This window comes from Micromonospora sp. C81 (assembly GCF_018070425.1).
Lineage (GTDB): Bacteria > Actinomycetota > Actinomycetes > Mycobacteriales > Micromonosporaceae > Micromonospora > Micromonospora zamorensis.
The window spans coordinates 1-14,903 of record NZ_JAGPXS010000035.1 but is presented as its reverse complement, the minus strand read 5'-3'; the positions used below and the strand labels follow the sequence as shown (position 1 = coordinate 14,903).

At 67.2% G+C, this 14,903-nt stretch carries 14 protein-coding genes; 6 read left to right on the top strand and 8 right to left on the bottom strand.

Annotated elements, in window-relative coordinates:
* Nucleotides 1-623: 623 nt before the first annotated feature.
* The 3 genes from KBX46_RS31865 to KBX46_RS31855 all read right to left on the bottom strand — a co-directional run bounded on the left by KBX46_RS31865 (nt 624) and on the right by KBX46_RS31855 (nt 3,122).
* A complete protein-coding gene (locus KBX46_RS31865; RefSeq protein WP_210795770.1) occupies nt 624-1,592 on the bottom strand; it encodes a hypothetical protein in 969 nt (322 codons plus the stop codon).
* Nucleotides 1,589-2,113, bottom strand: coding sequence for an RNA polymerase sigma factor (locus tag KBX46_RS31860; protein WP_210795768.1), 525 nt, complete (start codon nt 2,111-2,113; stop codon nt 1,589-1,591). The genes KBX46_RS31865 and KBX46_RS31860 overlap by 4 nt, the downstream gene beginning before the upstream one ends.
* A 277-nt stretch (nt 2,114-2,390) precedes the next feature.
* Nucleotides 2,391-3,122: a hypothetical protein gene (locus KBX46_RS31855; RefSeq protein WP_247668530.1), complete on the bottom strand. Its 732-nt coding sequence runs from the start codon at nt 3,120-3,122 to the stop codon at nt 2,391-2,393.
* 417 nt (nt 3,123-3,539) lie between these two features.
* Between KBX46_RS31855 and KBX46_RS31850 the strand changes: the two genes are divergently transcribed.
* Nucleotides 3,540-4,379: a DUF4253 domain-containing protein gene (locus KBX46_RS31850; RefSeq protein ID WP_210795766.1), complete on the top strand. Its 840-nt coding sequence runs from the start codon at nt 3,540-3,542 to the stop codon at nt 4,377-4,379.
* A 110-nt stretch (nt 4,380-4,489) separates the two neighbouring features.
* On the opposite strand, the gene KBX46_RS31845 is transcribed toward KBX46_RS31850, so the two are convergent.
* Both KBX46_RS31845 and KBX46_RS31835 read right to left on the bottom strand, forming a co-directional pair.
* The gene (locus KBX46_RS31845) at nt 4,490-4,636 is read right to left on the bottom strand and encodes a hypothetical protein (protein WP_247668538.1); all 147 of its coding nucleotides are present in this window, start codon (nt 4,634-4,636) and stop codon (nt 4,490-4,492) included.
* 523 nt (nt 4,637-5,159) lie between these two features.
* The gene (locus KBX46_RS31835; protein ID WP_210795764.1) at nt 5,160-5,753 is read right to left on the bottom strand and encodes a hypothetical protein; all 594 of its coding nucleotides are present in this window, start codon (nt 5,751-5,753) and stop codon (nt 5,160-5,162) included.
* A gap of 197 nt (nt 5,754-5,950) precedes the next feature.
* On the opposite strand from KBX46_RS31835, the gene KBX46_RS31830 reads away from it, so the two are divergent.
* Nucleotides 5,951-6,340 (top strand): hypothetical protein, encoded by a 390-nt coding sequence (locus tag KBX46_RS31830; protein WP_210795762.1) that lies wholly within the window; start codon nt 5,951-5,953, stop codon nt 6,338-6,340.
* 150 nt (nt 6,341-6,490) lie between these two features.
* Nucleotides 6,491-7,231, top strand: a complete 741-nt coding sequence (locus KBX46_RS31825; RefSeq protein WP_210795761.1) for a hypothetical protein — start codon at nt 6,491-6,493, stop codon at nt 7,229-7,231.
* A 734-nt stretch (nt 7,232-7,965) separates the two neighbouring features.
* On the opposite strand, the gene KBX46_RS31820 is transcribed toward KBX46_RS31825, so the two are convergent.
* On the bottom strand, nt 7,966-8,907 hold the full coding sequence (locus tag KBX46_RS31820) for a CU044_5270 family protein (protein ID WP_210795759.1): 942 nt from the start codon (nt 8,905-8,907) through the stop codon (nt 7,966-7,968).
* Nucleotides 8,904-9,503, bottom strand: a complete 600-nt coding sequence (locus tag KBX46_RS31815; protein ID WP_210795757.1) for an RNA polymerase sigma factor — start codon at nt 9,501-9,503, stop codon at nt 8,904-8,906. The genes KBX46_RS31820 and KBX46_RS31815 overlap by 4 nt, the downstream gene beginning before the upstream one ends.
* A 426-nt stretch (nt 9,504-9,929) precedes the next feature.
* Between KBX46_RS31815 and KBX46_RS31810 the strand changes: the two genes are divergently transcribed.
* The 3 genes from KBX46_RS31810 (at nt 9,930) to KBX46_RS31800 (ending at nt 13,032) form a co-directional block, all read left to right on the top strand.
* On the top strand, nt 9,930-10,904 hold the full coding sequence (locus tag KBX46_RS31810; protein ID WP_210795755.1) for an SdrD B-like domain-containing protein: 975 nt from the start codon (nt 9,930-9,932) through the stop codon (nt 10,902-10,904).
* Between the two features lie 453 nt (nt 10,905-11,357).
* A complete protein-coding gene (locus tag KBX46_RS31805; RefSeq protein WP_308159757.1) occupies nt 11,358-12,251 on the top strand; it encodes an alpha/beta hydrolase in 894 nt (297 codons plus the stop codon).
* A gap of 154 nt (nt 12,252-12,405) precedes the next feature.
* Nucleotides 12,406-13,032: a maleylpyruvate isomerase N-terminal domain-containing protein gene (locus KBX46_RS31800; RefSeq protein WP_210795753.1), complete on the top strand. Its 627-nt coding sequence runs from the start codon at nt 12,406-12,408 to the stop codon at nt 13,030-13,032.
* A gap of 877 nt (nt 13,033-13,909) precedes the next feature.
* Here KBX46_RS31800 and KBX46_RS31795 read toward each other — a convergent pair.
* Nucleotides 13,910-14,734 carry a hypothetical protein gene (locus tag KBX46_RS31795; RefSeq protein ID WP_210795751.1) on the bottom strand — a complete coding sequence of 275 codons (825 nt, stop codon included), beginning with the start codon at nt 14,732-14,734 and terminating at the stop codon, nt 13,910-13,912.
* Nucleotides 14,735-14,903 lie beyond the last annotated feature (169 nt).

The window sequence follows — 14,903 nt, the reverse complement described above, 5'->3', positions numbered from 1 at the left end:
CGGCGACCCCACGTTGTCGCAGGTCAGACCCAGTGCGGCGTCCTGTTTCCCGCGGAGTGCTCTGCGGTTCTGCACAGCGGTCGGCAACTCTCTATGTTGCCTGGCTGGGGAGTGTGCGCAGGTCAAGGCGGTAAGGAGCCATTGGTTGGCCTGGCCTTGCACCTGGGAGCAGATTGGGTGCAGGTTGGCGAAGTGGTCACCGCGTCCGAAGTGCTCACCGACGCCGGACAGAGGCGAGGGCTTGACCTGCGGGGATGCGGTGGAGCGGTGCGGCGTGACCTCCCAGTGGATACCGAAGAGGTCAAGCCTCCAGCCTCCCGACTGGCTGTTGCCGCTTTTGAACTGAGGCCTGCCGGCGCCAATCACGAGGCCAGTCCGCATCGAGGCGCGGCTCTGGCTGTCGTCGCGGTGGCGTCGGTACGGATCCTGCGAGCTGAGACTCAAACCCACTGGCGAACCTCTGAGCAGGGCTCCCTGAACGGTGACCTCTTCGGTGGCACCGAAGGCGTCAGCGCTGGCTTCCCCGCGGAGGCGGCAAGGCGGCGTCCGCTCATGTCAATGTCAGTGCGCGGCTGCTGTCGACCGGCCCGGTGCGTGGATTTTGAGCCGGTCTGGTCGCTTTTTCAGCCGGTCTGCTCCGTGTAGCCGCGGTCGAGGTAGACGGTGGTCCATTGGCCGGGCCGGGTGCCGGCGGCGATGAGCTCGCCGGTGCTGGTGTCGAACAGCAGCGCCTCGGACCCGTTGTCGCCGGGGCTCGGGTGTGGCCCCTGACCGAGTTGTGCCGTTACCAGCAGCCCGGCGCCCACCTCGGTCTGCGTCTCGCCGGCGCAGGTTACGCCGTCGGTGGCGGCGAGAAACCGCAGCACAGCGGCCCGGTGTGGCGCGTCTAGGATCCGTGCGGCGTTGAGGTCGGCGACGCCGACGAGGGCGGCCGAAGGTCCGTTCTCGCGTGGCTGGTACAGCTGCTCGGCCATCGCTGCTGGCTCCGCTTCGGGCAGCGGACGCGGCTTGCGCTCGCCTGTCGCGAAGGTGCGATCGTCGTGCGCGGTACCCAGTGCGTCGGTATGCGTCGCGAAGAACTTGCGCGAGGCCTCGTCTGGGTACTGCACCGGCCCGCGGTCGGCGATCCGCCGACCCGAGCCGTCGCCGGCGCTCCACAGCTTCACCTCGACCTGCCAGGTGGCCGTCGCGAACGTGGTCTTGCCGGGGACCTCGCTGGTGAAGCCGCTCATGCTGCGGTTGTGGAGGTACTCGTACCGGCCCGACCCGCCGTCGTACGGTGTCGGCGCGATGTGATTGGCGAGCGCGGCCAGGCAGTTGGTCGCCGCGTCGGATGAGCCCGGCACCGGCGACGGTCCCGCCATCGGCCCGAGAGCGGGACTTCTGGGCAGCGCGAGCGCACCAGCAGCGGCGGCGGTCGCGACCGCTACGGCGAGCACAGCGCGCCGCGTTGAGCGGCGCGGTGGTACGGCCTCGAATGGCGTGATATCGGTCGCTGCGCGGCGCAGGACCGCGTTAGCGTCGCCGGGACCGACGACGACACCCCTGGCCGGATCGGCGTGCTCCAGCAGCGTACGGACCTGCTTGTTCATCGTGCTCCTCCGATCCGGACAGGTGCGCCAGCGGGCTGTTCGCGCAGCAGGTCGGTTAGCCGCCGTCGGGCCCGGTGTAGCCGGACCTTCGCGGTCGCGGTGCCGCAGCCGAGGACCAGGGCGGCCTCGCTTGCGGTGAGTTGCTCCCAGCCGACAAGTCGCAGGATCTCCTGATCGTCGTCGGACAACCGCGCCAGCGCGGCGCGCACGTCAACCAGGCGCGCGACCCCGTCGAGCCAGTCTGCCGACGGCACGTCTCCTAGTTCGAGTGCTGCTGGGTTGGTCCGCTCGGCGCGCCAGTGGTTGGCGAGCAGGCGGCGCCCGACGCCGTACAGCCAGGGCAGCGTCCGCGCTGGAACCTCCCACCGCCGCCGCCAGGCGACCAGGAAGACCTCCTGGGCGAGCTCCTCCGCAGGAGCCGTGCCGCCGAGTCTTCGCAGGCCGTAGCGCACGACGTCCGGGTAGTGCCGGGCGTAAATGCCGCGGAACCAGTCGGCGTCGCGTTCGTTGACGACGTTCATATCCCTGTCTGTGTGCGCTGGCGGCCAATGGTTACAGATCGCAGATCGCAGATCGCAGCTCGCGGCCCAGCGTTCCGATCGATCGGACGACATGGCGTGTTGGGCGAGGCCGCGGTGCACTGTCGGCGTCTTCTTCGCAGGCGGGCAATTTCTCTGCCCCGTCGTGCGCGTCGCCGGGGAAGCCCCGTCACAAACCGGTGCGAGGCGGCCAGGTGGCTGCCGGGGTCACGGCTTTCCCTCATGCCACGATCCGTGCGCTCCGGATCTTGGTGCGCCGTTACAGCGCCCCTGACATTGGCCAGTTGCTCCAGTGTGTGTTTCCCGGGAGGGTCGGCCGGTAGCGGGAGGGGTCGGCAGTGGCCAGCACCTCGCCGATCTGCTGGTAGGTCTCGATGTCGCTCGGGCGGACCTCGAATGGCACCCACCCCTGCGGCGATGCGTGACGCGTGAGCATCTCGTGTATCTGTCGTTGCCGTTCTCGCTCAGGGCTCGGGGGCCGAACCCGTAGAGCGGTGTGGTGCCAGTCGTTCAGGCACAGCACCTGCGGTAGGTCCGCAGGCAGGAGCTGACGTACCTCGGTGTTCTCGGCCAGCAGAAGATCGCGATATTGGGGAGCGAGGAGTCTGAAGAGGTCTTGCGGAGGGATCGTCGCAGCGGCGGCTACCGGCACGGCCTGTCCCCGAATGACCAACGGCACCTGCCGGTACAAGGCCGCCTTCGGATCGTCCTCGAACAGGTCGACGAAATTGTCGATACGGTTGACGAACCGCCTGTTCCAAGTCTCGGTCGTGCCCATGAGGCAGTTGCCGAGAGCATGCAGCACGTCAACGACGTTGGCAGCGCGCGGGTTGTAACCGACGGTGTCGATGACCAACGCCCAGCGCTCGGCGTCACTGAAGGCATGTAGCCGAGCCGCTATCAAATAGCTGTGAGGGTGTTCCGGCTCAGGAAACCGCAGCTGCTCGGCGGCTCGGTCGAACACGTCGACGACAACCTCAGCCCGCACCATGCTTCGGATGATAAAGCCCGGTGCATCATGTCGATGACCCTCCACTAAGTGCACTCTCATCGCACTCCTCAAGGCCAACCGGCGGCGAGGAAGGGTGTTCTAGGCCGGGTACGGCGGGTCCGGGGGGTGACTTTCGAAGTGTTGGCCATGGGGATCGGGCCCCCCTGGGCCCGTCCTCGCCTATTTCGCATCGTTGCTCATCTGCTTGGAACTAAGTCGGACAGGCGTCGTTGCGGGCAGCGCATGGATACCATCGGGTCTTGCCCGCGGCGAGGCTGCGGCGGTGGCAGGCGCGGCCTGCGGTGTCGTGGCGCAGTCAGACGATGGCCGTGGTGTGCAAGGTTCGGTTGATGCAGGAGCTCGAGCGCCACGTAGGGTCAGGTGGGGCGTGTCGGTGGCTGGAATTACCGTGCTTGTATGGCGGCACGGATGGACAACGCGAGTGACATCGCATCTGCCCTGCGAGCGACCGCCCTGCGGGGCCATCGCGTCCGGGAGGGACTCGGCCACACCTTCCTGGTGGAGGGTGTCGACCCTGCTCGACTCCTCGAGGCATGGCGGGCGGCTCATACGGCCATGCCGGCTACCGGCAGATGGCCCGTCTTCACGTTGCCGGGCGGCCTCGACCACGAACCGGACGCTGATGAGATCGCTGAACTGGACCTGGCAGCTCGGGCACTGGACCCCTGGCCGGTGTATCAGCGTTACGGCAGCGATGCCGTCCAGGTCCAGGCAGACGCTGAGGGCTATGTTCGAGCGTTCCTGGGTGGCGACGTGGTCGCCGCGGTACTCGAGCAGCTGACCCTACCGACGACCTCGACAGCGCTGCAGCGGTGGACCTATGACACCCTCCTCGCCGACCCGGAACTCGCCTCCCAGGCCTTCCGCGGGTCCGAATACCTTGTCGGTACGAGCAGATGGCCCACCTGGCCCGAGGTGCAGCTGGTGCTGTTGCCCACGACATCGCAGTGGCTGGCTCCCGGCTGGGTGCCCTATTTCGGAGCGACTCGCGACAACGGGATCCCGGCGTTGGCAGCGGCCATGTGGCAATGGGAGCAGCGATGGGGCGCCTCCCTCATCGCCGCCTGGGGCACCATGTTGCAGTTCACCGCACAACGCCGGCCGCGCCCAGGCTCGCAGGCGTGGGAACTGGCCGGGCAGCACATGGCAGTCGGCGGCAGCCTGCAGTGCGAGCAGTGGCAACTGGCGATCGCGCTTACCCAGGGCGACGCATGGTTCCTGCACGACCGCCCCTGACCGGTGCCGCATCATCGATCACCGTCGGCGGAGCTTGAGCCGTTCGGTGCCGGTGGTCGTGGCCGAGGTGGCGCGCTAGGTGTATGCCCAAGGACGTTGGTCGAGCAATTTTAGGGCCTACTGCCGACCCGGTCGGCCGTCAGCGATGCACCGCCATGCTCGGCGATCAGCCGGTCGAGCGTACGGATCCGTGCGGGCTGCGACCCGGTGAACGGAAAGATCCACTCCGGGCGGGCTGCCGTGATCACCTGCACCACGGCATTCTGCCCCAACGTCCCTACCAAACAGCTGTTCGGGATACGAGGTATCGCTGAGCAAAGTGCTCGTAAATCACTCGGCGCCCGTGCCAGCCCGCCTGGCGTAGCCCGCATACGCCGTGCACCCAGTAGTCCAGATACCTGGCCACGGCCTTGCGGTTGGCAAGGTCCAGCGATAGCCACTCCCGTGCCGCCCGGACACCATCTCAGCTGCGGCCTGCTCATGCTCGTCAGGGTTGAGCTCCACCCGGTCGGTTAGATCGCCCCAGATGAGCCACACGAAGCCTGCTGGCTCCACCTCCAACGACGCATGCGCAGAAACCCCGTGGATGTCCCGCGCTACCTCCTAAGGCTCCTCGGCGGCGATGAGGCTCTTGGTCAACGCGGTGACCTCCCGCAGGTATGCCACCTCGGCGTCATCCTGCGCTGGGCCCGTCATGCCCCCAGGATCGCGTCCGGCTGCGAACCGCGCTCAGAGTTACAAGACGTCTCTTAGAGTCGGTGCGTCACTTCCGGGCTGTCTTCATTGTGCCGAGGTGATCCAAGGATGCCCTGGGATCAGGGCGCCCGCTAGCTTCCGTGGGTCGATGCTCCATTGACCGGCGAGCGTGAGCACGGTTTCCTCATCCGGCCAGGGCGAGGTTTCGTCATCGTCGTCCCACGGTGCGTCCTCGTCGTCGGCGGCCCCAACCCCGAGCGCGTGTTCTTCGATCGTGCGCTCGCCTGCGTCGAACAGCACCTCGCCGCGATCGCCGAGGTAGGCGAATGCTCGCTCCACAACGCCGCCCCTTGCGCGCCCCCACCCGTGGTATTCGACGACCCGATGAGTCCCGAAGTACTGCACCTCACCGAGTAGGTGGCTCAGCGCCGCCAGCCAAGCGGCGAACCGGTCGTCCTCGGGTGCGGGCACGTCTGTCGAAGCGGCGAGGGTCCACCGATTAAGCGGCGGTGTGAGAAGCCAGTTGCCGTGGTCGTCATAGGCCGCGGCGATTGCATCGCGCCAGTTGGCGGGAGTGGGACGGCTAAGGTTCAGCGCGGCAGCGACGGCGTCGGCGCCCCGGTCACGCACAGCGAGCCACTGAAGTTTGTAGCCGAAGCCGAGCGCGGCGTCCGTCATCGCGTGATCGTAGGTGACTGTAAAGAGGGCCTCGCACCACCCACTCGGGGCTTTGCGACTTCGCGAAGGCGGACCCAAAACTCGCATGGCCGGTCAAGATCGCTACGGCGTCCCGTACAGCGGCGTACGAGGCAAGGCCTTCACCGGGAAGGCGGGCTTCCGAAGCTTCAGCCGTGGGCCTTTGAGGAGGAGGCAGGGTGGACATCTCGTGGAGCGCTTCGTCCCCAACGTCTGGGACGTTCGTTGCGACTGAGCGCTCGGGTGTCGCTGGCCTCGTAGAGCGGTTCGGTGAGTTGCGTGCCCAGGGGCAGGGTTACCTCGAGGTCCGGGGCGATGCCAACTTCCCCGTTTGCGCGCTCGGGTTCAAGGGGTCCGCAGCGGTCGTCCATCTCATGTCGGATGACGGTGTGGTGTCTCCGCTGGTGGCGGATCAGCCCGCCGACGTGAGTGCGGAGGTGCTGGTGATGGATGCCCTGATCGAGTTCACCGCCGACTTCGTGCTCGATCTCGATCGTGCCTGGCAGGTGGTTGAGGAGTTTCTTCGCACCGGTGATCCTGCTCGCGCGGGAGATTGGTTCGAGTTGTAGCGATGCGCGGCGCGGCTCCGCTTGGGCAGGCCACTTCGGGGTCGCCTGGGCTGGCTCAAGTTACGGCGCGTAAGAGCCAGGGGCTGTTTGCGCTGCCAATAGCCGTGGAGAATCAGTGGTCATCGCGCTGATTCAGCAGGAGGATCACCAATGCCGCGCTTTGCCCGCCATGACTTCGCCGACCGTCCGCCGTGGACGCGGCCCGGCGTTATCGCCTCGGCAGCGCTCGTGGTGATCGTCGTCATCGCCGCCGTGTTGCTCGCCATCACGGTGGGCGGTGACGACGAGACCGATACCACCGGTACGGCGCCACTGGCGATTCTGGTCCCAGACGGCTCCACGACGGCGCAGAGCCTGCCCACCGCCGTGCCTATCGCCCCGCCGGCCGGTGTGCGGTGGGAGCTGGTCGGTCAGACCGCCGTGCCGGTCAGCGCGACGGCCGGCCCCACCCGCGTCGCCGGCGGAACCGCCGCGAATTACGCCCATACGCCCGACGGTGCTCTTATCGCCGCGGCGCAGCTCATGGTCCGCTCAGCCGCCTCGGCGGGCCGCGACTGCTGGGAACCCACCGTCCAACGCCAGTTCCTTCCCGGCAATGACCGCGACCAGCTCCTGGCTGCGCTACGCGACAACCCCGACTACTCGTCTGAGCCCGGCGAGCTGAGCCAGATCGCCGGCTTCAGCTACCAGTCTTACACCCCGGACACTGCCGTCATCGGGCTAGTGCTGCGCGCCCCGTCAGCAGGCACCGCGCGCTACCACGTGCTTACGCTCACCCTGCTTTGGCGCGACAACGACTGGCGCATGCAAGCCCCTCCCGGTGGAGCGTGGATCTCGCTCAACCGCGTGACCAACGACCTCACCGGCGTCGTCGAATGGGGAGCCCGGTAGTGGCTTGCAACCTCGTATGCTGTACGACTACTTCCGGTCCAAGGGCGACGCTGCGGCTTTAAAGTTGATGAGGATTTCGAGGGCGGACCGTTCGCTGTCAGCCGCAGCGGCATAGCTGTGGATGCGGTTGACCTGAAGTGCATCGAGCCGACCGTGACCCTCGGCAGCTGGTGAGCCTCGTTCGACAGGTCGACTGGAAGTGAGCCTGGTCGACCTTGGGTAGTTGTGGAGCGGAGACGAGCAGGAGGGCCATGGCTGATGTCGCTCGACCCGGCCGGGACACCCTCGCCTCCATCAGCCACGCCCAAGTGCTGGAGTTGTCGGCGCGATGGGGGCGGATCGAGGAACTGGCGTGAAGTTAGCCCACTGTCGGACGACTGCGCCAGCGTCGAGGGAGGCCCGGTACTGGGCGAGCCTCGCGTTGAGCAGCACGTGGTTGCGGTACGCCGGTAACCGGACGGAGAACGGGGACAGCTGGCGCATCCTTACCATCACCGCATGACGAAGGGGCGACGCCACCACGGCGTCGGCCCCCTGATAACGCGGTAGTGAAGATCCACCGAACGACTACCAGGTGGGCAGGGCGGTGCCGGCGAGGGCGCCTTCAACCAGAGCGGCTCATCGATCGGCGGCGGAATCAGCCCGTCCAGTACTTCCGGTGATCGCCTGACCTGAGCAGGGTGGCCCAACCCCCGGCGGCCATACCCTGCGCGCCGTCGCGTCTCGTCTGCCTGCTACGGCATTTGCTCAGCACGGTCGACAATATCGATACTCAATATGGCTGCGGATCGGACTGGGTCAGCGGCGTTCTCAGCGTTCGGAACGACCTGCCATCCGAGGAAGCGGTAGGTTTGCGGTTCAAAGATTAGGTCATACCGGTCGATGTCCCCGATGAGTGACACTCCAACGCCCGCCCGACCGGCCGCGTCGGTGATGCTGGGAGAGGCGATTACCCCCGGGATCTTCGTCGCCGCCTCGTACAGGGCGGCCCGTGACTGTGCGGGCAGGTATCCGCGGACTAGCTCTTCCAGGTTGGCGAAGGTCTGCTCATCGCTCGACGCGGTGCCGCCACTTGCCCGCCGCAGGTAGCTGAGCATGCCGGTGGTGTCGGTCGGGACGTTGTTCGGGTAAGCCGGCGTCGGCGTGCACGGCCGGGTGGACTTCAGGAGGCTGCCGTCCGGCGCCCATTCTGCGGCGCGTCCGTCCCGGCAACCGGGAATCACCGTCGACTGCCTGCCGCCGGGCGGTGGGTCGCTGACCCAAATCAGGCCGTCACGGGTGCCATCGACGGAAGCCCAAGAGCGGGTGAGGGTGGCCGCGAGCCCTTTCTGTCCGACGACAGGACCGTAGTTCTTCGTGGTCGTCAAAATGAACTGGTCGGCGCGGGGAGCCGGAGTCTGGTCGGCCCGAGCGGCGTCAGCGGCACGGTGGAGGATCTCCGCTGCCCGAGCACTGCCGGCAGGCAGCTCGCCGTTGATGCCGACCACCTGGCCGATAAGCAGCGCGAATACCCCGACGGCGGCCCCAGCACCGATGGTCGCGAGCCTCCAGGATCGCCTCGGTGCTGACCGCGTTGATCCAGCGATCATGCGATCAACCCGCCCCCGCAGGTGTGGCGGCGGCTCCGCTGGGACGAGCAGGCCTCTAACGTGGTTGATCATCTGTTGGTCGTTCACACCGTCTCCTCTACTGCCCGCGTCGGGTCGTCCCCGCCGAGCGCGCTGCTGACTTTGCGCCGGGCACGGTTGAGCCGTGACCTGACCGTTCCCACGGGTATGCCAATCGCGAGGGCGGTCTCCTCGTAGGTGAGCCCGCCCCACGCGATGAGCAATAGGACATCGCGATCTCTGGCTGGTAGATCGGACAAAGCCCGCGCCAGCGATGCCCGCAGGGCGTGGGCCGCCGCACCGGCCACCACCCGTTCCGCAGGATCGGGAACGATCTCCACCGCGTGGCATCGAGCGGTAGCGCGCAGGTGCGCTCGCTCGCGGCGCCGATAGTGGGAGATTTCCTTGGTCAGAATCCCGAACAGCCACGGCCGGGCATCTACCCGAGACGTGTCGTAGCGCTGACGGCGCCGAAACGCAGCCAGGAACGTTTCGGACACCACGTCGTCGGCCGCGTCAGGTCCCACCCGGCCCTGGGCATACCGGTACAAGGCAACTGCATGCCGGTCGTAGAGAACCGTGAACAGGCGATGATCCGCCAGAGAGGCCCTCACATACCAGGCATCCGACTCTTGGCCGGCGACGAGCTGCTGCTCAACCAGCATGTACCCGAACCCGATTGGCTCGTCTCATTTCAGCCTGCTTCCAGACGTACCGCTTCCTCATCTGTTATCGCCAGCCAGGCCCGATCGAGTTCACGCCCCAGCGCGTTCGCCATCAACCAGCACAGACCCGATTGGGACGACATCGCGGCGGACCTCGCCCGCCGCGCTGTACTCCTGGCAACCAGCTGAGCCGGGAAGCCGACCTTGTCAGGCTGGAAACCTCTTCCGCGGATCCGAAGGCGTCAGCGTTGGCGCTCCCTCAGAGGCGGTAGGGCGCCGTCCGCTCATGTCGATGAGCGTTCACTCGATCATCAAGCAACCGTGAACGGATATCTCTCCGATCACGGTCTCGATCTTGGGACAGCGGAGCGACTCGCCCAGCCGCTAGCATCGCGCTGATTCCCACTCCCCATTACGGAGACCTCCATGCGAAAACTTGCCGCCGCTGCCCTCGTGGGCATGGTCGTGGCCGTCCTCCCGGCAACGGGCGCCCTGGCCGCCGACCCCAAGCCGGATATCGCGGTGAGCTCCGCCGCCGACAAGGCCAACTACGCCGAGGGCGAGACCTTCACCATCACGGTCACGGTGAAGAACAAGAGTTCCGTTGACGCTAAGCGCGTGCACTACACCGGCGGGGACAGCGAGGGCGTCGAGGATGTCGCCTACGGTGTGCTGTCGACCGGCTTCGATCTCGCCGCCGGCGCCACCAAGACCGTTCAGCTCACCGGCAAGACCAACCGCATGGCGTGGCAGGCCGGGTACGGATTCGTCGCCTTCTCGCTTGCCGCCGACAACGGTGAGGCCAACGACGCCGACAACGTCACCAGCGTGCGGCTGCTGGTGGGGGGCGCCTTCGACGATCTCGGCGGCTACGTCTTCCAGGGTGAGTCCTCTGGCGCCGAGTGGACGCCCCGGACACCTGGCGTCCCGGGTGTCAAGGTCGTCGCCACCAGTGCCGACGGCAAGACGAAGTACGCCGAGGCCATCACGGACGCCAAGGGCCTGTTCCGTTTCGCCCGCCTCCCCGTCGGCGACGTCCTGCTGACCTTCACCGCACCGGCGGGCTGGAAGATCCTGGCCGGCGAGAACGGCGAGGAGAACCACACGCTGGCGCAGGTCCGCGTCGACGACAGCGACGAGCCGCAGATCTTCGTGCCGGCGAAGAAGGTCGCCGTGAGCTCGCCGAGCACCTCGCCATCGGCGTCGGCATCAGCGTCGGCGTCGGCGTCGGCGTCGGCGTCGGCGTCGGCGTTGCCGTCAGCGTCAGCGAGCGCCGGCCCGGGCCTGCCGGTCACCGGCGACAACACCATGCTGCTCGTCGGCGCGGCTACCGCCGCCGTCGCGGTCGGCCTCGCGCTGGTGCTCGTCGCACGGCGCCGCCGCCTACACCTGCGGGCCTGATCGACCAAGGTCGCCCCAGCGGCCGAACACCCGCAGGCTGCAGCGCCCCCTAGTCGTGCAAGGCGAAGGGCGCCGAGGCCCCAGCACCCCGCTGGAGCCTCGGCGCCGCGACTCCGGCCGCGGCAACGTCCTCACGCGCGCTCCTCTGGTGTTCACGTTCATGGCCGTCGTCGGCCACTCGAACACCCCCGGCCTCGGGATCTTCCTGTGGGGTCTGTACGCGTTGATCAGGTTTACGCTCATGCCGCCAACCGGGCGTCACGGTAGTGATGGAGTCCGGTGGAGAACCAACGCGCGGTCGTGACGAATTGCGGATGTTCCAGCGCGGACGTGACCTGTCTACCGAGGATGGCGGGCACGGGAATGTGGTCAGCGTGTCCATCCAGTCGGCTCACTGGATCCCTGCTACCGGCTGCGGAAGTGGTCCGCGCAGTAGTGTGCTTGACTGCCGGCGTGGAGCTGTCCATCGATGCTGGTGACGTGTCCCTGCCCGCCACGCTGGACGTGCCGCCTGTCGGGCCGGTGCGCGGTGCGGTGGTCGTCCTGCACGGGTCTGCCGTGCCGCAGCGCTCGTACTTCCTGTACGAGCATTTGGCGCGCGAGCTTCCGCGAGCCGGCGTGGCGGTGCTGCGTTTCGACCGCCGCCTGCATGAGCATGGCGACGTGCCGTTCGCCGTGCAGGCCGACGACACGGTGGCGGCCGTTGCCGAGTTGCGCCGTCGGATGGGCGACGTTCGGGTGGGACTGTGGGGCTGGAGCCAGGGCACCTGGCCCGCGTCGGCGGTCGCGGCCCGCCGGCCCGAACTGGTCGCCTTCCTGGTGCTGGTCGCCACCAGCGGCGTGAGCCCAGCGGTCCAGATGCGGTACGGAACGGCGCAGCAGCTGCTCCAGCGTGGCTATGGCGACGCCGACCTCGCCGAGTTGGCCCGCCTACGTGAGGCGCTCGAAGGCGCCGTCCGCGGTCACATCGACCGCGCGACCGCCCAGGCGGTCGTGGACCGGTACGCCGACAGGCCGTGGTTCCCGCTCGCGCACGTCCCGCGTGATCTGCTCGGCCACCCCGGTACGTGGGAGGACATGGACTACGACCCGCAGCCGGTCATCGCGCAGGTGAACTGCCCGACGCTGCTGTTCTACGGCGATTCCGACGAGTGGACCCCAGCCGAGGACAGCATCGCCGTGTGGCGGCGCGTCGCCAGTACCAACGATTTGACCATCCGCCGGCTCACCGACTGCACCCACATGCCTACCCGCAGCGGTGCCGAAACCCTCGAATCCGTCAGCCCTGACTACACCAGCACGCTGCTCGGCTGGATAGGCGAGCGAATCAGCCATAGACCAAGGTGACGTAGGAACGATAGTCACCTGCATCGATTCGTCGCCGACCGCGCCCGGTCAGCGTCCGCTCGTGCCGATGTGCGGGCACTCCAGCCCACGAACTGCCTCTCGCAGGCAGGAGCACCCATGACAACAGGTGTCCGCAGGGCATACCGTGCACTCGATGATCCGACCTGCCTTCCTCGACGCCGCCGAGACCGCTGCAGCTATGTTGCGCGAACCGATCCTGGCCGAGCGGTGGTCCACGCCCAGCGCGTTGGCCGACTTCTCGACGGGCGGCCTCGCTCGTCATCTTGCCTACCAGGTAACTCACACGGTGATGTTCCTTGGCGCCGCGCCAGGACAGTCGGCGATCTCGGTGCTGGAGCATTTCACGGGCAACACCTGGGTGACTTCAGGCGTTGACAGCGCTGACAACATCGGCATCCGGCGCCGCAGCGAGCAGGCAGCCGCATCGACGACCGCCGTAGACCTGGCGGGCACCGTCGATGCCGCGATGACCGAGCTGCGGGCCGTAGTGCCTACGCAACCTCTCGACCGCATCGTGGACCTCGGCGACTGGGGTCTGAGGGTCGATGACTTCCTATTGACCCGAGTCGTGGAGCTGGTCGTGCACGTCGACGACCTAGCTGTTAGCCTCAGCTTGCCGACGCCATCGATGCCAGCGGCAGCGGCCGAAGCGACGATCCATCTGCTGAGTAGCCTCGCCGCCTGGCGACACGGTTCCCTGGACGTGATTCGCGCACTGGCTCGGCAAGAACGAGCTCCCACCTCAATCGCCGCCCTCTGAATGCCGGAGGCACTCTCGCGTCGCCGAGACAGCGCGCCTCAACTGCCGCTGAAAGGCGCGGCGATCGCGGGCGTGCTCCCCGAACGACCGATGCAGCGGCAGGAGCCAGCGCTGATGCCAATCAAGGCACTGGGCCGGCAGCTCACGGTCGGTCGGCGGTCGGCAATCCGGTGTGAGCCCGGTTTAGGGGAGCAGGTGGGGAGCAACAGGGTGCCCTGAACGGCCTTGGACTGCGTCCAACGGCAACCAACGGCGCTCAACTGCATCCACCCCTGCCTGCGGCCCCACGTTTCCGCAGGTCAGAGTCGGTGCGGCGTCCTGTTTCACCGCGGAGTGCTCCGCGGTTCTGCGCAACGGTCGACAAGGATCTATGTCGCCTGGTAGGGGAGTGTGCGCAGGTAAAGGCGGTAAGCAGCCACTGGGTGCCCCGGCCTTGCAACTGGGAGCAGATTGGGTGCAGGTTGGCGAAGAGGTCTCTGCGCCCGAAGTGCTCACCGGCGCCGGCCAGGGACGAGGGGCGTTGACCTGCGGTGATGGAGGTCGAGCGGTGCGGCGTGACCTCCCAGTGAAGGGCGAAGTGGTCAGGTGGCGCTGCTCCCCGCCTAGCCGGTGCTGGCTGTCGTCGTGGAGCCCTTCGGGCGCGATCGAAAGAGTTCGCCGCGTCGACGTACCGCTCCGGGCCGTTCGTGGTGCCGTCGGCATGGATCCCGGGAGCTGAGACTCAAATCCCACCAGCAACCTTCTGGCCAGGGCTTCTTGCTGGGAGGCCGCTTCGGCGAAACCGAAGGCGTCAGCGCTGGCCCCGCGGAGCCGATAGGGTGGCATCCGCTCGCGTCGATATGAGTGCGTCTCGCGGCTTTATGAAGGATGACATGGTTCAGCCATGGCCGAGTTGCTGCCATCCGGGCCATCGCCAACTGTCGGCCTCAGGCCAGGTCGCCACGAGCCCGGCGGTGAGTACGCCGCCGAATGCCACGGTTCCCTCGTGGGATGCGTAGGCAATCCAATCGTGATGCTCGTCGATCCAGAGACCCTCCGGCCCGGTGTACCTCGGGGCGACGATCTCCACATCCAACAGGTAGTCGGCCCCATGCTCGCGCAACTCGACTACACGCCGCCGGCCCAGCTCTCGCAGCACTCGGCGAACCTGATCAACGCCGTCGCACTCCCACATCGACTCCCCAGTCAATATCAGCACGTCGTGCGGAACCGAACCACTCAGCAACGGGTGCCACCAGCCGTTCTGCACCCCCCATCGCCGTTGCAGCGACGTCCGCCAGGCTGATGACTCCTCGGGCGTTAGCACGCGCCGGTACGGGACGGGGTCGGTGCGGAAATCGGTCTGCGCCGTCCAGTGCTGCACCTTTGCAGCGAACAGCCGGCGCTCATCGGCCATAGCCAGTGCTTGGACCGCGTCGTACGGGGGCTCGGTGAAGGGGGAATTCGCACTCTCGGCAGCCGTGAGCATCATGCTGGCCACCACGTCACCGCTGGGAAGCCGGTCCGGATCGAGCCGCTCCACCTCCACGAGGATGGCGTCCACGACGTTGTAGCGGGGGAAGATCTCCTTTGCGTCGGTGGTGTAGTGGTACCCATCGGCTTGGCGGCCACTGTTGGGCAGCCGGCCATACTCGCCCTGGAGTTCCTCGTATCGCCTCGTCAGATACCGGCGTGATGCCCAGCGCAACGTTGTGGGATCCACGCATACATCCTCTCCGGTCAGTCCACGGCGCTTCACAGGTGCACGGATCTGGCACCCCTCTGTGTCAAGAGGCCGCGGTGAGGGCTGTTCTAGGCTGGGGTGTGGCGGGTCCGGGAAGTGACTTTTCCGAAGTGTCGATCTCGGGGTTCAGGTCGGCCGCGCTGGATTG